27 protein-coding genes are annotated in these 20,470 nt (G+C 42.9%); 7 read left to right on the top strand and 20 right to left on the bottom strand.

Going from position 1 to position 20,470, the window contains the following annotated elements; genetic code table 11:
- Window positions 1–13: 13 nt before the first annotated feature.
- Complete coding sequence (gene murQ / locus J8L84_RS00135) at window positions 14–955, bottom strand: N-acetylmuramic acid 6-phosphate etherase (protein ID WP_211068920.1); 942 nt, start codon at window positions 953–955, stop codon at window positions 14–16.
- Window positions 956–1,297: 342 nt separating this feature from the next.
- Between murQ and alr the strand changes: the two genes are divergently transcribed.
- Window positions 1,298–2,365 (top strand): alanine racemase, encoded by a 1,068-nt coding sequence (gene alr / locus J8L84_RS00130; RefSeq protein WP_211068919.1) that lies wholly within the window; start codon window positions 1,298–1,300, stop codon window positions 2,363–2,365.
- A gap of 350 nt (window positions 2,366–2,715) precedes the next feature.
- Here alr and J8L84_RS00125 read toward each other — a convergent pair whose 3' ends face one another.
- From J8L84_RS00125 to J8L84_RS00115, 3 genes are all read right to left on the bottom strand, one after another.
- Window positions 2,716–3,405, bottom strand: a complete 690-nt coding sequence (locus tag J8L84_RS00125) for a YitT family protein (RefSeq protein ID WP_211068918.1) — start codon at window positions 3,403–3,405, stop codon at window positions 2,716–2,718.
- A gap of 191 nt (window positions 3,406–3,596) precedes the next feature.
- A complete protein-coding gene (locus tag J8L84_RS00120; protein WP_247670499.1) occupies window positions 3,597–3,899 on the bottom strand; it encodes a hypothetical protein in 303 nt (100 codons plus the stop codon).
- 37 nt (window positions 3,900–3,936) lie between these two features.
- Window positions 3,937–4,338 carry a VOC family protein gene (locus tag J8L84_RS00115; protein WP_211068916.1) on the bottom strand — a complete coding sequence of 134 codons (402 nt, stop codon included), beginning with the start codon at window positions 4,336–4,338 and terminating at the stop codon, window positions 3,937–3,939.
- A gap of 218 nt (window positions 4,339–4,556) precedes the next feature.
- On the opposite strand from J8L84_RS00115, the gene J8L84_RS00110 reads away from it, so the two are divergent.
- The gene (locus J8L84_RS00110; RefSeq protein WP_129736166.1) at window positions 4,557–5,675 is read left to right on the top strand and encodes a hypothetical protein; all 1,119 of its coding nucleotides are present in this window, start codon (window positions 4,557–4,559) and stop codon (window positions 5,673–5,675) included.
- A gap of 9 nt (window positions 5,676–5,684) precedes the next feature.
- A complete protein-coding gene (locus J8L84_RS00105) occupies window positions 5,685–6,482 on the top strand; it encodes a transporter substrate-binding domain-containing protein (RefSeq protein ID WP_211068915.1) in 798 nt (265 codons plus the stop codon).
- Between the two features lie 123 nt (window positions 6,483–6,605).
- Here J8L84_RS00105 and J8L84_RS00100 read toward each other — a convergent pair whose 3' ends face one another.
- Complete coding sequence (locus J8L84_RS00100) at window positions 6,606–8,249, bottom strand: methyl-accepting chemotaxis protein (protein ID WP_211068914.1); 1,644 nt, start codon at window positions 8,247–8,249, stop codon at window positions 6,606–6,608.
- 209 nt (window positions 8,250–8,458) lie between these two features.
- Here J8L84_RS00100 and J8L84_RS00095 point away from each other — a divergent pair, with 209 nt between their 5' ends.
- Window positions 8,459–9,784 carry an alginate export family protein gene (locus J8L84_RS00095; RefSeq protein WP_211068913.1) on the top strand — a complete coding sequence of 442 codons (1,326 nt, stop codon included), beginning with the start codon at window positions 8,459–8,461 and terminating at the stop codon, window positions 9,782–9,784.
- A gap of 149 nt (window positions 9,785–9,933) precedes the next feature.
- Entirely contained in the window at window positions 9,934–11,151 is a 1,218-nt protein-coding gene (locus tag J8L84_RS00090) for a divalent metal cation transporter (protein WP_211069289.1), read from the top strand.
- Window positions 11,152–11,205: 54 nt separating this feature from the next.
- On the opposite strand, the gene J8L84_RS00085 is transcribed toward J8L84_RS00090, so the two are convergent.
- From J8L84_RS00085 to J8L84_RS00070, 4 genes are all read right to left on the bottom strand, one after another.
- Window positions 11,206–11,448 (bottom strand): hypothetical protein, encoded by a 243-nt coding sequence (locus tag J8L84_RS00085; protein ID WP_211068912.1) that lies wholly within the window; start codon window positions 11,446–11,448, stop codon window positions 11,206–11,208.
- 7 nt (window positions 11,449–11,455) lie between these two features.
- Window positions 11,456–11,941 carry a GNAT family N-acetyltransferase gene (locus J8L84_RS00080; protein ID WP_211068911.1) on the bottom strand — a complete coding sequence of 162 codons (486 nt, stop codon included), beginning with the start codon at window positions 11,939–11,941 and terminating at the stop codon, window positions 11,456–11,458.
- Window positions 11,942–12,061: 120 nt separating this feature from the next.
- Complete coding sequence (locus tag J8L84_RS00075; RefSeq protein ID WP_211068910.1) at window positions 12,062–12,316, bottom strand: RNA-binding protein; 255 nt, start codon at window positions 12,314–12,316, stop codon at window positions 12,062–12,064.
- Between the two features lie 165 nt (window positions 12,317–12,481).
- Window positions 12,482–13,165 carry an NAD(P)H-dependent oxidoreductase gene (locus J8L84_RS00070; RefSeq protein WP_211068909.1) on the bottom strand — a complete coding sequence of 228 codons (684 nt, stop codon included), beginning with the start codon at window positions 13,163–13,165 and terminating at the stop codon, window positions 12,482–12,484.
- Window positions 13,166–13,443: 278 nt separating this feature from the next.
- Here J8L84_RS00070 and J8L84_RS00065 point away from each other — a divergent pair, with 278 nt between their 5' ends.
- Window positions 13,444–14,355, top strand: a complete 912-nt coding sequence (locus J8L84_RS00065; protein ID WP_211068908.1) for a 2OG-Fe(II) oxygenase family protein — start codon at window positions 13,444–13,446, stop codon at window positions 14,353–14,355.
- A gap of 299 nt (window positions 14,356–14,654) precedes the next feature.
- On the opposite strand, the gene J8L84_RS00060 is transcribed toward J8L84_RS00065, so the two are convergent.
- The 11 genes from J8L84_RS00060 to J8L84_RS00010 form a co-directional block, all read right to left on the bottom strand.
- On the bottom strand, window positions 14,655–15,173 hold the full coding sequence (locus J8L84_RS00060) for a GNAT family protein (protein ID WP_211068907.1): 519 nt from the start codon (window positions 15,171–15,173) through the stop codon (window positions 14,655–14,657).
- Window positions 15,174–15,206: 33 nt separating this feature from the next.
- Window positions 15,207–15,686: a DUF6174 domain-containing protein gene (locus tag J8L84_RS00055; RefSeq protein ID WP_211068906.1), complete on the bottom strand. Its 480-nt coding sequence runs from the start codon at window positions 15,684–15,686 to the stop codon at window positions 15,207–15,209.
- 79 nt (window positions 15,687–15,765) lie between these two features.
- Complete coding sequence (locus J8L84_RS00050; protein WP_211068905.1) at window positions 15,766–15,978, bottom strand: hypothetical protein; 213 nt, start codon at window positions 15,976–15,978, stop codon at window positions 15,766–15,768.
- 349 nt (window positions 15,979–16,327) lie between these two features.
- Window positions 16,328–16,744: a hypothetical protein gene (locus tag J8L84_RS00045; RefSeq protein ID WP_211068904.1), complete on the bottom strand. Its 417-nt coding sequence runs from the start codon at window positions 16,742–16,744 to the stop codon at window positions 16,328–16,330.
- On the bottom strand, window positions 16,735–17,190 hold the full coding sequence (locus J8L84_RS00040) for an MBOAT family O-acyltransferase (protein ID WP_211068903.1): 456 nt from the start codon (window positions 17,188–17,190) through the stop codon (window positions 16,735–16,737). Before J8L84_RS00040 ends, J8L84_RS00045 begins: the two co-directional genes overlap by 10 nt.
- A 536-nt stretch (window positions 17,191–17,726) precedes the next feature.
- Window positions 17,727–18,065 carry a DUF6694 family lipoprotein gene (locus J8L84_RS00035; RefSeq protein ID WP_211068902.1) on the bottom strand — a complete coding sequence of 113 codons (339 nt, stop codon included), beginning with the start codon at window positions 18,063–18,065 and terminating at the stop codon, window positions 17,727–17,729.
- 124 nt (window positions 18,066–18,189) lie between these two features.
- Entirely contained in the window at window positions 18,190–18,483 is a 294-nt protein-coding gene (locus J8L84_RS00030) for a HigA family addiction module antitoxin (RefSeq protein WP_211068901.1), read from the bottom strand.
- Entirely contained in the window at window positions 18,483–18,755 is a 273-nt protein-coding gene (locus J8L84_RS00025; RefSeq protein WP_211069288.1) for a type II toxin-antitoxin system RelE/ParE family toxin, read from the bottom strand. Before J8L84_RS00025 ends, J8L84_RS00030 begins: the two co-directional genes overlap by 1 nt.
- A 41-nt stretch (window positions 18,756–18,796) precedes the next feature.
- The gene (locus J8L84_RS00020) at window positions 18,797–19,093 is read right to left on the bottom strand and encodes a HigA family addiction module antitoxin (RefSeq protein WP_025256677.1); all 297 of its coding nucleotides are present in this window, start codon (window positions 19,091–19,093) and stop codon (window positions 18,797–18,799) included.
- Complete coding sequence (locus J8L84_RS00015) at window positions 19,093–19,371, bottom strand: type II toxin-antitoxin system RelE/ParE family toxin (protein ID WP_025256676.1); 279 nt, start codon at window positions 19,369–19,371, stop codon at window positions 19,093–19,095. Before J8L84_RS00015 ends, J8L84_RS00020 begins: the two co-directional genes overlap by 1 nt.
- 165 nt (window positions 19,372–19,536) lie before the next feature.
- Entirely contained in the window at window positions 19,537–19,959 is a 423-nt protein-coding gene (locus J8L84_RS00010; RefSeq protein WP_120959441.1) for a GNAT family N-acetyltransferase, read from the bottom strand.
- A gap of 130 nt (window positions 19,960–20,089) precedes the next feature.
- Between J8L84_RS00010 and J8L84_RS00005 the strand changes: the two genes are divergently transcribed.
- Window positions 20,090–20,470: transposase (locus tag J8L84_RS00005; protein WP_211068900.1), on the top strand; the 381-nt coding region annotated here is incomplete at its 3' end.

Below are 20,470 nucleotides of genomic sequence, written 5' to 3'. Positions count from 1 at the left end.
GAACGTGGCCTTTTTAAAGCGGTTGTTTTACAGCGTGACGCAAATAGCCATTGCTTGCCACCAATTGTTTTGCCGCGTCGTCGGCACTGGCCCCTGTTAGTACCATTAAAATAGCCAGCTTTGCATTGTTGTTCGACGCTTTTAGCGCGTCAGCTGCGTCATGTTCGTTACACTCGGTGGCTTGCATCACAATGCGAAGGGCGCGAGCCTTAAGCTTTTCGTTGGTCGCGTTTACATCCACCATTAAGTTTTCAAAGGTTTTGCCCAGCTTGATCATGGTGGCGGTGCTAATCATGTTAAGTACCAGTTTTTGCGCAGTGCCTGATTTCATTCTTGTTGAACCAGTAAGAGCCTCAGGGCCAACCACTGGGCAAATGACAACATCGGCATGTTCAAATATGGCTGAGCTAGGGCTACAGGCAATAGCCGCTGTCGTCGCACCAATAGATTGCGCATAAGCAAGGGCGCCTGAGACATAAGGTGTGCGCCCGCTTGCCGACAACCCAACCAGCGTGTCGTGTTGACTAAGCGTAATATTAATAACGTCTTGCTTGCCGGCTTCTCGATTATCTTCAGCCCCTTCAACCGCATGTAAAACCGCACGTTCGCCGCCAGCAATAATGCCTACTACAACACCATCTGGCACACTGAAAGTTGGCCTGCATTCAGCTGCATCTAAAATACCTAGCCTGCCACTGGTGCCTGCGCCTATATAAATAAGTCGTCCGCCTTTTGCGATGCTTTGTGCAGCGGCGTCTACCACTTTGGCGATGGCAGGAATTTCTGTTGCTACACTTGGTGCTACTTTGGCGTCTTCGTGATTAATTCGTGCCAACATCCCTTCTGTTGAAAGGGTATCAATATCTACAGTATTGGGGTTTCGCCCTTCAGACACTACCCGTTCTAAATCTTTAGCCAGGTGATGAATACTGCGTGATGAATCGGTGGGCTGCATGGTGATACCTTACGAAAGACAAGGGGAGTTAATTTGCTATATATAAGTTCAGGCATAAATACATTCATGCTTGAATTCTTGGCTAGCATTTCGTTGCTGCACGATTGAGTAAGAGCAAATTACACATATTTACAACGCATTATAATGTGGCGAACCTATAGCGCAAACAAACAAGTCATAAACCAACTAGTCGTACACCTACAAGATGTAAAACTCAGTGCTTTAGGTAATAGATGAATTGTTCGTACGTTGCGTTCATAAATTTGTATAGTGAGAATTCGAATTCATTCAACTCGTGATACACTCTGCGCCTAAGCAAATACAAAGGATTACTCGTTTACTGTGAGCCGTCAAACCCAAGCCATTATTCACGCTGATGCTATTTTAAGTAACTTTAAACTATTAGCAGAATTAGCCCCAACAAGCCGTTCTATGGCGGTGGTAAAAGCAGATGCTTATGGGCACGGTGCAGTTAACGTTTCGCGTATTCTACAGCATGTATCCCCTCGGTTTGCTGTAGCGATTATTGAAGAAGCTATTGCACTTAGAGAGGCGGGGATTACCGCGCCTATCGTAGTGTTAGAAGGTGCACACCAAGCTAAAGAATGCGCTATGGCTGCAGCCCATGGATGTATTTTAGTGATGCACAATAAAGCGCAATTAGAATGGATGTTAGCGTGTCCCGAAGACCGTCGGCCCACTATTTGGCTAAAAGCCGACAGTGGCATGCATCGACTTGGTTTTGCCCTTAACGCGCTACCAAGCATTGTAGAGCAATACGCGCCGCTTATTACCAAAGACACTGTGCTTGTCACACACTTATCTTGTGCAGACGACACCAGTAACGACTTCACTCAACAGCAGCTAAGTGCGTTCAGTCAGGTGGTTAGCCAATTAGGGCTACCTGTTAGTATTGCTAATTCTCCGGCCACCATTGAATGGCCACAAAGTCGTGGCGATTGGAATCGCTTAGGCATTGCTGTTTACGGCGGCCAGCCTAATACGGCCAATGTGGCATTAGCTCCTACCATGACGTTACGTTCTAGTATTATTGCCCTACGTGACGTGCCAAAAGGAGAGTCAGTTGGTTATGGTCAAAACTGGGTTGCGCAAAAAGATAGCCGCATTGCTACGGTAGGAATTGGCTATGCAGATGGTTACCCAAGACATTGCCCTAACGGTACGCCGGTTACGGTAAACGGTAAGCGAGCTTGCCTAGCAGGGCGTGTGTCTATGGACATGATCACCATTGATGTTACTCATATTTCAAACGTCAATATTGGCGATAGGGTAGAGCTTTGGGGTGAGAATGTACCTATTAATGAAGTGGCAGGTGCTGCAGGAAGCATAGATTACGAATTGTTAACCCGAGTATCGGCTCGGGTACCTAGGATTGTGAAATATCGCTAGTATTTACAGTGTTTTACATTCTCGTAAATGCGCTGATGAATGACTATTCACCGAAACAATGAGGTGTTTTTCTCCTGCTTGTGCCTATACTAGTCTCCCACTTTCAGGATTGAGATGAATATTTCATCTTCGACTGTAATGGGTATATCACGTAAGTGAGGTTTGTATGCGTACTTCGTTTTCTCGCCCTAGGGTGAATCGAGGACTAGTAAGTCGACCGTTTAAGCCTGTGCAGAAAAAAGCAGTAGGGTAGCGACAAGGATACAAAGCGTTACGTTAGAAATAATATAAAAACCCGGCATTAATATGGCCGGGTTTTTTACGTTTAGTGCAGGCGAAACATGAACAGATTAGTTGTTTTGCGCGTGTAGATTAGTGTTTACTGTTGCACACGACTGCACGCTAGGCACCTTTTTTTCAGGTGACTTTACACTCTCTTTTTTCGCAGGGATATAACGCTCTGGACGATGGTTTAACGAAATGACCATATTCAAGCAGAACGCGGCTAGAATTGATATAAGCACTAGATGCCATGGAATAAAGAAAAGCCCGCAAAGCAAAATAACGCTATCTACCGTAAGTTGAAACGTACCGGCGCGAATATTAAATCGAGATTGCAAATAGAACGCTAAAATCCCTAAACCGCCTAAGCTAGAGCTGTGTCTGAACATGATCAGCATGCCTACACCAATAAGCAAGCCACCTAAAATGGCAGCAAAAATAGGGTTAATACTAGAAATGTCGACGAAGGCTGGGATCTGCTCAGTCAGAATAGACACCGTGGTCACAGAAATAAACGTATTCAGCGTGAAGCGCTTACTGATGCGAGTCCATGCAAGGGTGTAAAAGGGCAAGTTGATTAGGAAGAATAGAACACCGAAGTCCATATCAATCGCGTAAGTTCCCAGCAATGCGATACCCGCAGCGCCACCTACCATCAAATCTTGCGATTGGAACAGAAATACACCAAATGCCACGAACAATCCGGCACTAACTAATGCAAAGATATCTTCGATAACACTGTGATTGGAGTTTTGCATAAGTGGCGATTCTTAGTTGATAAGACACGCTGTAATTATACGTTTACGCTGCTAGGGTATACAGGGTTGTGGTTAGATAACATGCTGAACTTAAAATCTAATGGTACGCGCAGCTTTACGACTTTTAACTGCAGGGTAAACAATAAGTTGCTGGCTTGTAAATGCTGCACCATTTGTGAGCGAAAAGCGGGCTATTCCACCACTGAAAACACCACAATGTCTTGTCTGTTGAACTCAACGCGGCAGTGCATGTAACCGAAGTTTAGTGGGCTATAGGCCACTATGCGGCTACCAACCGCTAAAAATTCGGTATCCCATACTAATAAATCAGTGGTATTTAATTGTCGTTCAACACTATTTTTCGATACCCCTGGCGTGAAGTTATCACATAAATAGATAACTTCTTTTCTGGCTTCAAGCCCATAAAACGCCGTCGCAATTAATATCGCAATGGCCAATATAGCCACAATGTCGGTAATGATTGAACGCTTCATGGGGGACAAAACAAATCTCCAAGGGGTGTAATTACACCTAATTAAGGTTGGCAGGCGCAGGTTCTAGTAAATCCCACTTATTGCCATAACAATCTTTAAAAATAGCTACCGTACCGTAGGCTTCTTCGCGCGGCGTTTCTAAAAATTCAACGCCTTTATCACACATTGACTGATGATCGCGCCAAAAGTCATCGGTATGTAAAATCATAAAAACTTTACCTCCAGCTTGCTTTCCAATCATCGCTTTATCTTCGTCCGATTTAGCTTTAGATAACAAAAGCGACGTTGCACTGCCTTTCGGTGTGACTAATACAAAGCGCGATCCTTCCCCTTTATCTCTGTCTTCGGTAAGAGCAAAATTAAGGGTTTGGGTGAAATAGGCAATAGCGCTATCGTAATTGTCTACAAGGAAGGTAATAGCTGAAATGTGATGCTGCATAGAATCTTGTTTTACGTAAATTTTGTGGAATTTTACCCACTATTTAACGCAAATGAAATGTGCTTCATCGACAATCTTACTTTACATATTTCGTGTACGACAATGATCTTTTTGTAAGGTTCACTCTATATAATTTGTACTGAAGGAATATATATCACAACGAGGGTCTCCAAGACGGAGTGGTCCAGATTGTGAGCAAATTGACATTAGGACAAGGAATGAACAGACAACTTCCACTACTTTCCTTAGCCGCGCTACTAGGCAGCAACTCTTTAGCAGTGCAGGCAGATGAGCTCCCTTTTACACTTAGTGGCCACGTAAGAGTTAACTATGGCCATCAAGATTGGCAACTCCCTGAAATAAGAGACGGATTCGAATTTGAGTCTATCAAATTGGGTGTCGCTGGCGAGTCAGATCAGTTTAGCTATAAAGCAGAATACCGATGGTACGAGAATACCGATTTCGACACTATTCGCTTTGCCGAACTTACCTACCATTGGGATGAATCCACCGACATCACCGCCGGTATAACACAAACCCCTTTTGGCTTGCAGCCCTTTGGTTCAAACAACTTTTGGTTTTCGGTTAATTACTACCTAGGCTTTGAAGATGATTATGAAGCCGGTATTAAGATAAATCACGATTACGGCAATTGGGACTTTCAAGCTGCTTACTTCATGAATGATGAATATAACGATGCCGCTGAATTTGGCCGTTACTCATTCGATGTGGCCGATGATGGTGAGTTTCGTAACCAAGAAGATGGCCAATACAACTTACGTGCAAACTATACAGCGAAACTACTGCCAAGAAGTACCACCGACATTGGTGTGTCTTATCAATATGGCGATATCTTAAACTTAGATACGTTAGAAGATGGCGACATGACGGCTTACGCGGTTCACGTTCGTCATCAGCAAGGTGATTTTAAAGTAGAACTACAATACATTGATTATGAGTACGACTTAGCGGCACCGGAAGGCCAAGCCACAGATAGAATTTCGCTTTCTGCGTTTACGTTTCCGTTCTTAGCGGCCGCCGATGGGTCGACGTACTCGGCGAATTTAGTGTATTCAGTACCCTACAAATTTACCCGTATTGACTCGCTAACGTGTTACACCGAGTACAGCGTGGCGCAGGGTGATGAAGCATCAGGCCGAGATTCATCGCAGTGGATAAACGGTTGTAGTTTTGGCTGGGACAAATTATTTGTGTATGTAGATAGTATTCAAGGGAAAAATATGTGGTTTTCTGGTGGTCCAGGCGTGGGCTTAGACCTAGGTGGTCGCCAAGAAACAACACACAGATTGAATATTAATTTAGGTATCTATTTCTAAGGGAAGATTATGCGTTTATTAGCTATTTTCACATTACTATTGGCGTTAGTCCCACTGCAAAGTTGGGGGCATGCTTGGTTAAAAATTAAAATTGCTACCACAGAATATGCGCCTTACACCTCATCTGAAATGGAGCATAAAGGGTATATTAACCACATTATTTCACAGGCTTTTTTAGAGACAGGTGTGGTGGTTGAGTTTGTATCAATGCCGTGGGATGAAGCCGTAGAAGCCACATTGAATGGTGAATTTGATGCGCTGTCTTACGGTAACTTCGTGCGCGCGCGTGGTGAAAAATTCTGGCATAGCGACCCAATCACCGCTGAAAGCCTGGTTTTTTACGTTAATGGGAAGTCTGACATAGCGTCATGGTCAAGTTTCGACGATCTGAAAGATAAAAAAATGGGGGTGACAGAAGGCTATTTGTACAATAACGAGTTGGCCACTTATATTGAAAATACCCCATCGGTAACCACCTACGCTACCGATAAAGAGAACCTTGAAGCCTTAGTGAGCGGGGAAATTGATTTGTTTCCCATTGATGATTTAACGGGTTGGTACTTGCTTCAACGCGACTTCTCAGATGAACAGCGTCAGGCCGTCAAGCCTATCGATCCGTTTATTTCCACCGTAACAACGCACTTATTGGTTGCGAAAGGAAGAAATGACGACAGGTTACTTATTGAGCTTTTTAATAAGGGTTTAGAAGAGTTGAGACTGGATGGAAAGTTAACCCGTTTCAAACGGTTATTAAAAGATGGCTTTTATCAAGATCCTAAAAAGCCAGTTAACTTCGATAGACGTTAACGGGTAAACATTTACTTCTAGGCGCTAACCGGTACAGGGTAGGCACAAAGGCGTTGAAAAAGGAGAGCATGCTCTCCTTTTTCATTATACGTGAATGGGTAGAGAAACAGCCCTAAGCTGCGTCTATACCGTAAAACGTCCTACATTTTGTCCTAAGCTATTGGATACTTTATTAACATTCTCACTGGCTTCGCTAGACCTAGAAACAGTCTGTACTGCTTTTTGAGTAAGGGTATTCAGTGAAGAAATATTTTCGTTTACGCTATCAACTACCTGACTCTGCTGTTCAGTAGCCGAGGCTATTTGATAGATGCCGTCATTAGCGCCACTCACGGCCTCTACCACTTTTAGTAATCGCTCAGAAAGTGCTGAGGATAAATCCACCACATCAGTAACCTGTGCTGCACCACTGTTTATTGAGTCCACCGCCTCATCTACGCCCTTGTTAAGGTTAATCAGCATAGTATTAATATCGCCTGTTGCTTGTTGAGTTCTGTTTGCTAAAGAGCGCACTTCATCTGCCACAACAGCAAACCCTCTGCCTTGCTCTCCGGCGCGGGCTGCCTCAATCGCAGCGTTTAGTGCTAGCAAATTAGTTTGATCTGCAATATCACGAATAACCCCTAACAAAGAAGATATTTTTGTCGTTTCCTTCGCCAATTCTTCAATAACATGTCTGGCTTTGCTAATGGTTCCTGACATCAGTGAAATGCTTTCAGTAGATTGTGTTACCGCATCTTGGGAAGCAAGAGCTTCATCGTTTGCCAATTGCGTTTCTGATAGTGAGCCTTGCGTACTATTGGCGACCTCACGAAGTGCATGACTCAACTCGGTAACCGCAGTCGCAATTTGATCTAGGTTTTCGCTCTGCTGACCCGAAATAGTGTTTGTCGCATCGGCTGCACTAATTAGTGAATATTGTGCGTCGGCTAACGATTGCGCATCTGCTTTCACCATGGTGATAAGTCGTTGTAGGTTATTCATGAAATGATTAAAAGCTACGGCTACATCAGTAATTTCATCGTTCCCATCAGTGTTTAAACGTTGGGTTAAATCACCTTCGCCCTCGCTAATAGAAACCAGCATATTTTTCAGAATTTGAATGCGTCGGGTAACAAGCCGTGGGCCTACAATAATACTTCCTATACAAGCAAGCACCGCAAGCACGATAGCAATAATGAGAAACCAAGTCTGGAGCGCATTTGAATCTAAGCTTTGTTGAGTGACTTCATCAGATTGTGTTTTAACCGCTTCACCGATACGGTCATAGTTTCCACGCAGCGTTTCGAATAATTCCATGCCCTCGGTGCGATAACGTTGGGCCGCCGTTGATATATTCCCATTTTCAATTTGCTCTATGACCGTTTGGTTTAACGCTATCCAGTTTTGATAATCTTGGGTGAAGTCTCGCGTGACGCTGAGCATTTCAGGGTAATCTTTTATTAAACTTTTTACCTCAATCATTCTCGCTTTTGCTTGCTCAGCATTTTCTTCGTAGTCGGCAAGGTGATCACTGATAGATGCTGAATTCATAGAGCGATTAAGCATAAGTTCTAACAGCGCTGAGTGGGCTTGATATAAATCTCGATCAGCATTCAGGGCGATACTGATTGATTGGGTGTAGACCGTAGAAAGTGTCTCAGTATTGTGTGCCAAATATCGACTGTTATTGATACTTATTGTGCTTACAACCAGTACTAAAATGGCAACAAAGCTCAACGGTACTGCAAACTTCTGCCTGACAGATAAATTATCAAAATTCAACATGGCGTATTTTCCCTAGCTTAGTAATTGCAAGTCTAGTTATTGAACAACTGTGCAAAGGGTAGTCTAGTTTTTATTGCTTTGCATTTAGACTTTTAAATAGTTATCACATCACAAATACATAGACCAAAGAGATAAAGCATTTTTCCGACAACCTTCTATACTTCGTTTCGTGAGAGCGGGTGACGTCTTTGGACAAAAGAGGTATAGAAATGAAATTAGGTTGGTCAAAAAGCGCAACAATAGAATGTGTTAATGCTGGTCTTGTAAAATTATCAATCGCGTTTTGCGCGATAGGCGCTACGGTAGCTCCTTCGTTTGCAAGCGACCTTAACTTCGATGTAAGCGGTTCATGGCGTCTTCGTTATGAACATCTAAATAACCCCATATTCCCGGCTTCAAGCGAAACGCGAGACCAAGTGAATCGGCGTGTGTCATCTCGTGTGCTACTTAAAACGGAAGCTAATTGGGATGTATTCAATGTCACCCTTGAATTAGCCGATTCCCGTGTATGGTTAGATGATAACGACCCTACGTTGAAATCATCACAGGTGAATACCTTAGAGCCTTTACAGTTTTTCGCGCGCTACACACCCCAAGATAGCAAATACTTAAAAGGGATCACGGCAGGGCGAGTTACCTTCGATCACGGTAGTCGCAGGCTTATAGGCCAAGGCGTGTACCGCAATACAAAAAATGCTTTCGATGGCGTATTGGTCGATTACCAAGTTAGCGATTGGAACGTTCGAGGTTTTTACTTACTGCCGGTCAGCCGACTCCCTAGCGACAGCGGCGCAGTTGCTGATGCAGAACGCGCTTTTGACAAAAGTTACAGTGAGCGTGAGTTTTTCGGTTTATATATTACATCACCTGATAAAAACGTGAAGCTACAGAGTTACTGGTTAAAAGAAGAAGACTCAGCAAAGCTTGCCACGAAAAATCGAGATTTGTACACACTTTCGGTTGATTACACAAAACTCTTTGCTGATACCTGGAAAGCGAATATTGAAGTCATTGGACAAACCGGCACATCACATCAAACGGCAAGTGCAAGCGACACGACAGAATTAGACGTAGAAAGCTGGCTACTTCATGCGAACGTGGGCAAGAAAATTACCCATCATACATTCTTACGTGGCGAAATAGATGCAATTAGCGGCGACAATGATAGTTCAGATAACACCATTTCAGACTTTGATAGCCTGTATGGTGTTAGGCGTTTCGATTTTGGCCCAACAGATGTTTACCAAGCAATGCCCAGAAGAAACTTGTATACGGTAGGGGCAAGAAGTGTGACCAAACCCACGAAAGAACACAACATCATGGTGAGCTACAAGGCCATGTGGTATCAAAAAGCACCAGAATCTGTCGATAACTTTATTGGGCATCAGGTAGAAGCAAGATGGCGCTGGCAGATACTACCTTCGTTAAGGGTTGCCGTTGGTGCGGCTTATTTGCTTAAAGGTGATGGCTTCGAGCGCGGCGATTACCCAGATGATAGCCAATTTGTATTTACCGGCGCGCTTTATAAGTTCTAATTCTTATTCATTTTAATCTAATACTGTTGGAAGCTCGCAATTTTGTGACGGGAATAGGTATACTCCGTAACCGCTTCTAGCAGTTTGTGATTAAAGGAAAGGGATTGAGTCACAGTATTTCACTCACACAATATCAACGCTTCATTCGCATGGTGCAGTTACTTGGTCCAGGCGTATTAATGGCCACAGCCGCTGTTGGCGGAAGCCATCTTGTTGCATCAACGCAAGCTGGCGCGAAATTCGGTTGGCAGTTAGTAGTACTTATTCTTGCGGTTAATGTGCTTAAGTACCCCTTTTTCCGCGCCGGTGTTAGTTATACCATCAGCACTAAGCAAACCCTGCAATACGGCTATCATCAAATGGGTAAGGGCTACCTTATTGTTGCGCTGTGTTTAAATGCTTTAGCATCTGTGGTGAACGCAGCAGCGCTACTGCTTTTTGCAGCAAGCTTGCTTTCTTATTTTCTCCCTTTCAATATATCTATTGCTATCGCCTCTGCGGCTATTCTCGGTGCCATTTTATTTATCTTACTGGCTGGGCACTTTGAAGCGCTTGAGGGTGTGGCAAAAGCCATTATGGGAGTGCTGGTTTTAGCAACCATCGCCGCTTTTTGTGCGGCGGTTATAAATATAGAGCCTACGCCAGCCAGCTTTGAGTCTCCCTCTCCGTGGACGCTAGCTACCGTAGGTTTTTTGGTGGTCACCATGGGGTGGATGCCCGCGCCAATAGAAATATCTAGCATCACGTCGTTGTGGTTAAAACGCCAATGTAAAACCCAAGCTGTCACACCAAAAAATGCATTGTTCGACTTTAACTTAGGTTATGCGGTGACCACTATTTTAGCCCTGCTTTTCCTAGGTTTAGGCGCATTGGTATTACACGGAAGTGGCGAAACACTTGCAACAGGCGGCATCGGCTTTTCACAGCAGTTGGTCAGTCTTTATGCCAATACCATTGGCGACTGGGCTCACTGGCTTATTGCCATCGTTGCCTTTCTCTGTATTTTTGGATCGGCATTAACGGTTTACGATGGTTATGCCCGCGTAATTGCAGAAGCTATTTCACTGGTATCGCCAAAGGAAATGGCGCGTGACGCGGTATTCGTACCTGTGCTACTGGCAATGGCAGCCATCAGTTTTAGTATTGTACTGTTTTTCAAATCTGCGTTACTGGCTATGCTAGGGTTTGCGATGACACTCGCCTTTGTAACTACCCCTATGTTTGCCTGGCTAAATCATCGTTTAGTTAAAAGCGCCGCACTGCATGAAGATGCGAAAGCGAGCTGGTGGGTTACATTACTGAGCTATGTGGGTTTAGTGTATTTGTTTGGATTTTTACTGTTATTTGTATGGTGGAAATGGGGCTAGGCTGGAACTTAGGTTTTGCTAGGGCTGAGCTAGGACTGAGCTTGACGCGCCAAGTTACGATGGCGCGCGTTTTGTGAAGATAAGCACTACTATTTGATATAGCAAGTAAAAGCCTGTCAGCAGTGACACTAGCGCAATAATAGGGCTAAGAAACAACCAACAAAGCACATAAATAACAAGTCCTTTCACCCCTTTTTCAGACGCCCTAGCAAATAAGTCTATGGCGCCCAAGATAAGTGCTGCGGCGCATAAAAGGCCAACTACCAGGGTTGTAACAATTAAAAGTGCGTTTTCCACTAAAAGGCTATCCTAGCTTCTTTTGCCAAAACAACGCGTGGCCTTCGCCCTCTGCCAGTTCATAGCTAGTAAAGCCAAACTTTTCATAGGCCGATTTTGCTACAGTGTTGTTACTTAATACTTCTAGCGTAATTTTGCAGCAGCCTTTCTCAAGCGCTATTTCCTCGACTTTATCTAACATCTTTTGGCTAAGCCCTAGACCACGGAACTCCGGCAGCACAGCGATATCGTGGGTATTAACCAGCGGTTTGCAGGCAAAGGTAGAAAACGCTTCAAAGCAATTTATTAGCCCAGCGGGCTTTCCGTCCACAAAAGCGAGAATGCTAAAGGCATGGGGTAATGTAGATAGTTTATCGACTAAATTGTCGTAGGTGTATTTAGAAAGTGCCTCAGCACCCCCCATAGGATCTTTCGCATATTCATTTAGCAAATAAGGAATAGCTTCTTTATGAGCGTCGTCAAAATAATCTGCTTTTATGATTTCTATATTCATACACACCTTCACTTCTTTATATGCCCCAGCTTGCTATAGATCCCAGTTGTAATGAGATGCCATGCTGGTGGATTTTACACTGCTACGGTTTACTTTGGTTTGATTCACTTCGTATCAAACCTACTTTGTTTCAGGTTTATCTTCTGCTTTTTTAACACGAATATTCGCATCGCGTAACGCATGGTTGTTCAACGACTTAATGGCAGCTTTAGCTTCGCCTGGCTTTGGCATTTCTACAAAACCAAACCCTTTAGAGGCACCGCTTTTTTCATCAACAACAATCGTGCAAGACTGCACAGAGCCGAAGGTTTTAAATAAGCTAGCAAGCTCTTCTTGTGTAGTTTGTCTGTCTAAATTACGTATTAATATTTTCATTTTGTTTCCTGCGCGCTCGACAAGGTAAGAAGAGACTTGTTATACAGCAAAGCTAAAGCGATGTAGATAGGTTTCGTGTTACTTCGCGGTATTCACGGTAGTAAATCAAATTTAAAGCACATCAACTCAAGGGCTGGGTAATTGGCTCCAATTCCCGTTTTGAATTTAAGGCGCAATGCGCTCTTTACCTTTAGGCGCATTGCGCTCTGACGGTGCGGTTTTGAAGTTTTTAATCACCTTATGAGGGTTAATGTCTTCACTATGGCGCTTGGCCGCTTCTGCCCACCACATCAATTGCTTTAAGGTGCGATCAAAATAATCGAACCAAGAGGATTGGTTTTCCCCTGAACACATCGTGCCATCTACTTCGAATATTTGCTGCGCTTTAGGAATATGAATCATAGCCGATACTGGCAAGCAACCTAACTCAGAAAGATAAGTACGCATGCCAACCGCCGCTCGCATACCCCCCCATTGCCCAGCCGAATAGGTAACAATAGCGCTTGGCTTATAAGCAAATAACGAACTACCAAAATGATTTAGTAGATTCGAAAGGGCAGGGCTCATGGAATGATTGTACTCGGGGCTAACCATGACATAACCATCACAATTAGCAATTTTTTCAGCCAATGTATTTAGCTCCACAGGCGCTTTACCCTTTGCAAAAGCAAAATGGGGCTTAAACACGGCATCTAGAGGGTAATTTAACGGGTCTATTAATTCTACGTCATGCTCGTCGTAACGAAGCTGTAAGCAGGCCATTACCGCCTTTGCCACACGTTCACCAAGGCGAGCAGGTCTAGGTGGTGTGCTATCCCGTACCGTGCCTAAGAAAATAAGAAACTTCATTTGTACGCCCCTTTCACAAAACTATCCGGCTGAGCCGACAACGCCCGTGGTGGGAATAATAGTGAGGTACTGAAGCGCAAATCGCAAATCATCTCAGTGAATATTCCTTTGCAATTATCTTCCAAATCTTAATTCTGTTTCCATAATAGCCGCATTTATTAACTGAATCAGGTGTAATAGATTATAGGCATAGGTTTGGGAATCCGGTTTGATGTCGGTTTTGAAATCGTTTTGAAGAAGAACGCTAGTCCCCCATTTGCCATTGGAGATAATTTATTATGACGTTTACTCAATTACAGCATGCACGTGCTTTAGATTTACCAACGCGCGAAGCCATGCTTCATCGTGCACCATCCGTTCAACAGTTTTGGAATACGAACAACCAGCTGCTGAGCAATGCGTGGAAAGAGTGGGAAGCAAGTGAAAAAGAAAACTTATTCACCCTTGATGACTCCTTGCTAGATGCCAAGTTACGTAACGCAGTAATGCAAGCGTGGGAAAATCCCGAAAAAGAAACAGAAGTAAAAGCACTTTTGGAAGAGGTATCGCCTGATGTGTATCAATTCCAATTCTTTGATCCTGAACGTTTGGTTGAACTACGCGCCTATTTGGAAAAAGTATGGGATGCAGAAATAGCGTTAAGACCACCCTACGGTATAGTGTTAAACCGTCGTGGTGCCATGTTAGATGAGCGCTCGGAAGGGTATTTGGCTGCGCCAAGTTTTCAAGCGTTTTATCGCATGATGCTAGACACATACATGCGCCCAATTGCTCGTTTACTGTTTCCTGAAATTATGGGGTACGACACACAAACCTTTGGCTTTTCTATTCACTATCAGCCAAATACAGACACGTCGATCAGACCGCATACCGATGCATCAGCGGTAACGCTGAATATTAACTTAAATGTACCGGGAGAAACATTTACAGGCTCGACAGTAGACTTTTATGATGTGAAGGCGGGTAAAGTAAACCCATTAACGTTCAAGCCTGGTAGCGCTATGCTCCACCGTGGGAACGTACCGCATGCGGCACAGCCTATCACCAGTGGCGAGCGAACTAATTTCGTACTCTGGTTGTATGGCAATCGTGGGCAAATGCCTCCACAAGGTGTGAAAGGCGTTAATGTTGATGCCCGTGAAAGATGGACAGTACCCTCTCAAGCACTAGATAACTTTGCACCATTTTAAGTGTGGTACCTAACAATAAATAGCAGCAATAACGGGGGAGTGATCCTCCGTTATTATTCTTTCGAATTCATTTTTTTAGCGGCCATAAGACCAACAATAAAAATGATAAAAATAACAAACCCAACTGACAGTAAAATATTGAGTAAAAAATCCATTCTAGCCCCTTAATCTTTTCAGGTAGTTGCGAGTACAACAGTCTTCGCAATGACATAACCTCTATTTATACCATCACTACGCCAGATTAGCCCATATTGTTGTTGCCAAATTGTTACCGGTATAACGGCAAAGACACACCGGTGCTAGGTTTGTTCGATAGGGGGTGGTTCACTTATCAGTAACTTCGCAAAAACATGCTTGTCGTAAAAGCGCCCATTTTTATAAATGGCCTTTTTCAGTATAGCTTCTTCGTTAAAGCCTGATTTCAAAAGCAGTTGCATAGAGGCATGGTTACCCGCAAACACAGCGCCGAAAATTCTTACAATATTGGTATGGGCAAAGACAAAATCTGTCATTTGTCGAATAGCCTCTGCGGTTATGCCTTTACGCCAATACTGCTTATCAAGCCAGTAGCCAATCTCACCAGAGCGCTCATATTCAAACTGCCCTCGATTAACCCCAACGCACCCTACCAACACATTATCGTAAGAAATGGCTTTGATGATGCCAGATTGACTGCCTTCATTAACCCACCAGGCAGCATCTGCACTTGTATAAGGGTAAGGGATTTTAGTAGAAAGGAACTCGGTAACCGCTTCGTCATTTAAGATGTGTAATAGTCTATTAATATCATTGTCATTGAAGTTTCGTAGGGTAACCATTTAAATCCTAGGATTGCTAAGTACTTATTGCATTTACGAGAAATCTAAAATTCTATAAGACGTTGCATCACACGTATCTTTGCTCTTATCAATGTACACAGCCTGTGGGAAACCATAATCAATATCGAAGTCGGGCATTGCATTACTGTCTTTGGCGTTACTGAATTTAACGGGCTGTTCATTTGCCATATTCAAAAATTCAGAGAATATCTCATTGATAGTAACAGCGAATTCTATATCTGCTAGTTCACTGGTACCACTATAGTAAGCGGACACAGCAATGTTATCTTCTACATAAATATCGATAGCAGGTAATTCGTCAGCCATTGGACAGTCTCCAGGTGAGCGGCTGTAAGTAAATGAGTAATCCATAATTGCAGCTGAATCCCACTTACTTTGATTTTCTAAAAGAAGAGACTTAACTTCTTCAATATCAACTGAAGGCGAATCGCTACTACTTCCACAAGAGCATAAAAACAATAACGAAAATCCGCATATTAAAAGTGGTTTCATAATGGTTCCTTCCTGAATTATAGCGTCCGTTTGAAATAGGAAATGTAAATTAGATAATAACTTACCAAATTTTACAGTTTTACTCAGTCACAGCCTGCTTGGGGCTCATAAGATTCATGAGACCAAGATAAACCCAGCTACCTATCCATGTGAACAGACCGAGAAAGAAAGTGACTAATCCGGCAATCCACATTGAGCGATTTTGTTTTCGAGCTAGAAATACAGCCAGAATAGTTGGTGCGATGGTGAAAATTAATAAAACGATAGACATAAAATTTACACTGATATTCATGAAGCTTCCTTGTTTGAATATATAAAAGTATTGGCAAATAGCCATCTACTCACGGGCACAAATACATGGGGTATTAAGTGCTAGCAGCCTTTAATCTAAAATTAGCGTAAAAACAACGTACAACAATAAAAGCAAAACAGGAAATAGTACACTGCCTTTTAGCATTGCAGATTTCTTTTGTTTTTTCCAAAAATAGTGGTGTTCAAGCTTTTCAAAATCAGATAGCCAATGATGGCAGTGCGGGCATTGGTTTCCAAGATACATTATCAATCCGCAATTAGGGCATTTAGCTGAAGGCTCGTATGAACCATTTCCCCAAATTGTTGGCTTGGTAGGCAGTTCCACGTTGCTACTCAATTCTGCTAATTTGAAGTTCTTCATCAACCAAAGTTAGCCTTAACTGAAGAGGTGGCTCCTGGCTGTACTCCTGAATCGATTGGATTAACAGCTCTAAATCTTCACTAGGAACTTCAAAGCTTTCTAGGTAAATCAAATACCCAGCCAGATCTGATTTCGATAAATGACGGTTTCCAATTAAGAGAGTTTTTTTGTTGTTCATTAATGATCTACTATCTAATGGAACGTGGCGAATAAATGGTGTCAAACCTTCAACTTCATTCAGCGACGGGATAGACTGAAATTTCTCCTGATAAATTGCAATATGGTAATCATCCCTATTGAAATCTAATAGCCGAAACAACGTTATCTCACCATTATCATCACTGATGCTTGCATAATAGCCACCCCAAGAAATATCTATATCCACAACAGTATACCCTCCACAAAGTAAGTGACCCCTAGCGAAACAAAAATGAAAGACGCATTGATTGATGCCCGAACAAACCAAGCAAGATGCCCATACGATACTCCTGCTTTTTGTGACGCTATAACTATTAAGCCCATTAATCCAAACCACGGCGTAAAAAATACAATGGTTTTCCACTTTACAACCGAGACCGCCAAATCATGAAGCGCACCACTAACTAAAAATGTGATAAGAATAGAAAGGGAAGTAGGGAGATAAGTGGCTAGCGGTCGCATGACATTGCGGGATAAATAATAGCTCCAAATTGGGTTCCAATAGTGCCAAAAAATGGGGAAAGATTTTGCACCGAGAGAACGTGAAAGCATATTCCTCATAGAGTGACTTGCACCCAAAGGAAGACCATTTCGCTTTTTAACGTATTGTGAAAGTGACAATGTACTGTGCATGATAATTCCGTATGTCTAATGCCAGCAAAAAACGACGCACTGACAAGGGGCCCCATGGAGGCCGAAGGCCGTAACAATTTTGACTGCCTTGTTTAACAGCTTGTTTTGCTTAAAAGCCCTCAATCCAAATAGTGCCAAACTTTCCAGTAACGGACACAGTAAGTGGGTTAATTGGTTTTTTATACGTTGCGCTCACTCAAACCTCTGACAACAAAAAAGTAATAAACTAAAAAGCCTAGCCATGAAAAGAGTAGTGAAACGAGAGACCAACCTAATTTGTGTACCCCTTTGGCTTTTTTTGATGTTAACGCAATTATTACTGGTAGAAGCGTTAGACTGAAAAGCACAATAAAAATAATAATTTGCCAAATACTCATGTTAAAAAAGAACTCCTTATCTTTTGTCTACAATTTGAACGTTGGTCTTACCCACACAACGGGCAAATATATTTTGGTTACATTACCAAGCGAAGCGCTGAGAGCCTACGTATTTTTGTCCCCGCGAACGTAGTGAGAGTGTTGATTGAGTTGTTATATTCAATTTGTTAAGACTTCGACCGAAGCTTTTGATTTAGATGCAAGCTCTAGCACCTGCTTGTAATTTAGGCCATCTAAGTGCTGGGATAGTAATTCGTAATTTACGGCGTTGCCATCTGGGTTACCCAGAAAAGCCAATGGGCTTTGAGTTACATCCATCTGTATAGATAGCAGAGCAATCATGAACTCATGTTTTTTCCTGTTTGGTAGAGATTCTACGATGGTGTTTATATCGTTTTCTAGTGAAGCAGCAGACTTTCCATTCAATACCAAGTTTTCATCTACACTGGCGCAGCCAGCAATAAGTAAAATAGAAAGTGTAAAAAATAAAGATTTCATAAAATTCCTTTTTGAATATAACTTCTAGATAAGGGGCGCAGGCATGTGGGCTAAAATCTGAGCGAAGCGAAACAGCCACATGTTTGCGTCCCAGGCCGCGCAGCGGGCGAGCTTAATTTTTTTGTTAGGCTGCATGCAGATCTATTGGCTCTACATTATCCAAGTTAATTTTCTTTTTCGCTTGCCAAAGCTCATAATTGTCTTGCATGCTAAGCCAACTTTCAGGGCTGCGCCCCAATACTTTTGATAGCCTTAAGGCCATTTCTGGCGTTACTGCACTTTTGCCCTTTACAACACGATTTAGTGTTGAAGCTGCAACACCAAGATGGGTAGCTAGTGATCTGCAACTTATACCATGTGGCTCCATGTAAATGGACTCAATAAATTCACCTGGATGTGGTGGGTTATGCATATTCATTAGTGATAATCCTCGTAATTTAAGATGTAAGCATTCCCATCCGTGAACTCGAAAGTTACTCTCCAATTACCGTTTACTGATATTGACCAAATGTTAGATCTTTCTCCCTTGAGTTGATGGAGAGAAAAACCAGGTAGATTAATGTCATCAATATCTTGTGCGGTATGAATAGCTGCTAACTGCATACGAAGCTTTTTCGCATGCTTAGTTTGTATGCCTGAGGTTTTCCCTTTTTCGAAAAAGAGTTTCAGACCCTTATGTTTGCGTCCCAGCCCGCGCAGCGGGCGAACTTGATTTTTTTGTTATGCGCGTTTTACACCGCAGCCATATTATACGGTGAGACATGCAAAGAGCTTTGATGTTGTCTTGTTTGCCACAAATCAAAAGCATTTTGCAAACGAAGCCAATGGGCCGCAGACGGCTTACCGAAAACGAGTTCAAGACGAAGAGCCATCTCTGGGGTGATAGCCCCTTTACCATTAAGAACTTTCGATAATGTTTTACGGCTCACATCTAAATGTTGCGCTACGTCAGTAATGGTCAGTTCTAGAGCATCAATAACAAGATCTTTGAGTATCTCACCGGGGTGCGCAGGGTTATGCATATTCATTAGTGATAATCCTCGTAATTAACGATTTCAACATCTCGTCCAACAAAGCGGTATGTAACTCTCCAGTTTCCACTTACCCGGACAGACCAAATATCATTTCTGTTACCTTTGAGTTTGTGCATATGAAGGCCGGGTAAATCCATGTCATCAGGTGTTTCGGCTTGATCGAGATTCGACAGAATAAGACGAAGCTTTTTTTCGTGCTTTTTCTGAATTCCTGAAGTGGTTCCTTTAGCGTAAAACTTCTGAAGGCCTTTATGTATAAAACTCTTAATCATGGTTCCATTGTAACCTCAGGGGTTACGGATTGCTAGCGTAATTTTTTGAGCGCATAACTTTTAAATAAGGGGCGCAGACATGCGGGGCATAATGGCGCAGCCACCCCGTGTGTATGCGTCCCAGCGAACGAAGTGAGTGTGTTGATTGGGTTGTTATACCCGTGCCTAATCATATATGCCAGGCGTTAAAATTTGCATCAACTTCTCAGGGTTTTCAACAGATGTAAAACCAAACTGCGAGTACAATCCGTGTGCGTCACTTGTTGCTAGCATAAACCTACGGAGACCTTGTAGGTCTGGATGGGATGATATGTTTTCCATAAGTTGTTTGCTTACCCCTTGACCACGATACTTCTCTATTACAAAAACGTCGCTTAGATATGCAAATGTAGCTCTGTCTGTAATAACTCTAGCGAAACCAACTTGGTCTCCCCCGGTTGCATAGGCTCCAAATACAAGAGAATTGTCTATAGATTTTTGTAATGTTGAAAGCGGGATGTTTTTTGCCCAATAGGAGTTCGCCACAAAGGAGTGGATTAATTCGATGTCTAAGTCATCGTGGCTTGTACTTATATTAATCCCTTTCATTCTATCGATCCTTCAGAGGGTATAGACACAATGACTCCCTGAGAAATGCTAGCCTCCGCATTTTCGTGGGTTAACTTTTCAGCCAGTGCCATAATTAGTTTGCTTAAGACTAAATCATTTGGAGGCTAGCATGAACAAACATAGCATAGTTTTTTTAGGATTAGATACTCACAAAGAATTTCACGAAGTAGCTTATTGTGAAGAGCAGCGTGGAGTAAGTGCGGTGCACTATGGCCGCATTCCTTCTTCAAAAGTCAGCGTCAAAAAGCTTATCCGTCAGTTTGAATCGAAGTATCCGGGCGCGACAATTCATGTGGTGTATGAAGCAGGGCCATGTGGATATTGGATCTACCGACTTATCACAAGTTTAGGGCATTGTTGCTATGTTGTAGCGCCGTCCCTTATACCCAAAAAGCCTGGTGAACGGATTAAGACTGACCGCCGTGATGCACTTAAATTAGTGAAGTTACTAAAGTCGGAAGATCTTACACCTATCTATGTTCCTGAGCCT

Origin of the sequence: Alteromonas sp. MMG017 (genome assembly GCF_018100795.1) — a bacterium.
In the GTDB taxonomy this organism is placed as follows: Bacteria; Pseudomonadota; Gammaproteobacteria; order Enterobacterales; family Alteromonadaceae; genus Alteromonas.
This window is presented reverse-complemented; position numbering and strand designations above follow the sequence as displayed.

Excerpts from the sequence above, each read along its gene's own strand:
- J8L84_RS00105 (WP_211068915.1), top strand. The coding sequence starts at position 5,685 with ATGCGTTTATTAGCTATTTTCACATTACTATTGGCGTTAGTCCCACTG.
- J8L84_RS00090 (WP_211069289.1), top strand. The coding sequence starts at position 9,934 with ATGGTGCAGTTACTTGGTCCAGGCGTATTAATGGCCACAGCCGCTGTT.
- J8L84_RS00110 (WP_129736166.1), top strand. The coding sequence starts at position 4,557 with ATGAACAGACAACTTCCACTACTTTCCTTAGCCGCGCTACTAGGCAGC.
- J8L84_RS00050 (WP_211068905.1), bottom strand. The coding sequence starts at position 15,978 with ATGAATATCAGTGTAAATTTTATGTCTATCGTTTTATTAATTTTCACC.
- J8L84_RS00065 (WP_211068908.1), top strand. The coding sequence starts at position 13,444 with ATGACGTTTACTCAATTACAGCATGCACGTGCTTTAGATTTACCAACG.
- J8L84_RS00115 (WP_211068916.1), bottom strand. The coding sequence starts at position 4,338 with ATGCAGCATCACATTTCAGCTATTACCTTCCTTGTAGACAATTACGAT.
- J8L84_RS00030 (WP_211068901.1), bottom strand. The coding sequence starts at position 18,483 with ATGAATATGCATAACCCACCACATCCAGGTGAATTTATTGAGTCCATT.
- murQ (WP_211068920.1), bottom strand. The coding sequence starts at position 955 with ATGCAGCCCACCGATTCATCACGCAGTATTCATCACCTGGCTAAAGAT.
- J8L84_RS00080 (WP_211068911.1), bottom strand. The coding sequence starts at position 11,941 with ATGAATATAGAAATCATAAAAGCAGATTATTTTGACGACGCTCATAAA.
- J8L84_RS00015 (WP_025256676.1), bottom strand. The coding sequence starts at position 19,371 with ATGATTAAGAGTTTTATACATAAAGGCCTTCAGAAGTTTTACGCTAAA.
- J8L84_RS00125 (WP_211068918.1), bottom strand. The coding sequence starts at position 3,405 with ATGCAAAACTCCAATCACAGTGTTATCGAAGATATCTTTGCATTAGTT.
- J8L84_RS00095 (WP_211068913.1), top strand. The coding sequence starts at position 8,459 with ATGAAATTAGGTTGGTCAAAAAGCGCAACAATAGAATGTGTTAATGCT.
- J8L84_RS00055 (WP_211068906.1), bottom strand. The coding sequence starts at position 15,686 with ATGAAACCACTTTTAATATGCGGATTTTCGTTATTGTTTTTATGCTCT.
- J8L84_RS00010 (WP_120959441.1), bottom strand. The coding sequence starts at position 19,959 with ATGAAAGGGATTAATATAAGTACAAGCCACGATGACTTAGACATCGAA.
- J8L84_RS00060 (WP_211068907.1), bottom strand. The coding sequence starts at position 15,173 with ATGGTTACCCTACGAAACTTCAATGACAATGATATTAATAGACTATTA.
- J8L84_RS00070 (WP_211068909.1), bottom strand. The coding sequence starts at position 13,165 with ATGAAGTTTCTTATTTTCTTAGGCACGGTACGGGATAGCACACCACCT.
- J8L84_RS00120 (WP_247670499.1), bottom strand. The coding sequence starts at position 3,899 with ATGAAGCGTTCAATCATTACCGACATTGTGGCTATATTGGCCATTGCG.
- J8L84_RS00075 (WP_211068910.1), bottom strand. The coding sequence starts at position 12,316 with ATGAAAATATTAATACGTAATTTAGACAGACAAACTACACAAGAAGAG.
- J8L84_RS00035 (WP_211068902.1), bottom strand. The coding sequence starts at position 18,065 with ATGAAATCTTTATTTTTTACACTTTCTATTTTACTTATTGCTGGCTGC.
- J8L84_RS00020 (WP_025256677.1), bottom strand. The coding sequence starts at position 19,093 with ATGAATATGCATAACCCTGCGCACCCCGGTGAGATACTCAAAGATCTT.
- J8L84_RS00100 (WP_211068914.1), bottom strand. The coding sequence starts at position 8,249 with ATGTTGAATTTTGATAATTTATCTGTCAGGCAGAAGTTTGCAGTACCG.
- J8L84_RS00040 (WP_211068903.1), bottom strand. The coding sequence starts at position 17,190 with ATGCACAGTACATTGTCACTTTCACAATACGTTAAAAAGCGAAATGGT.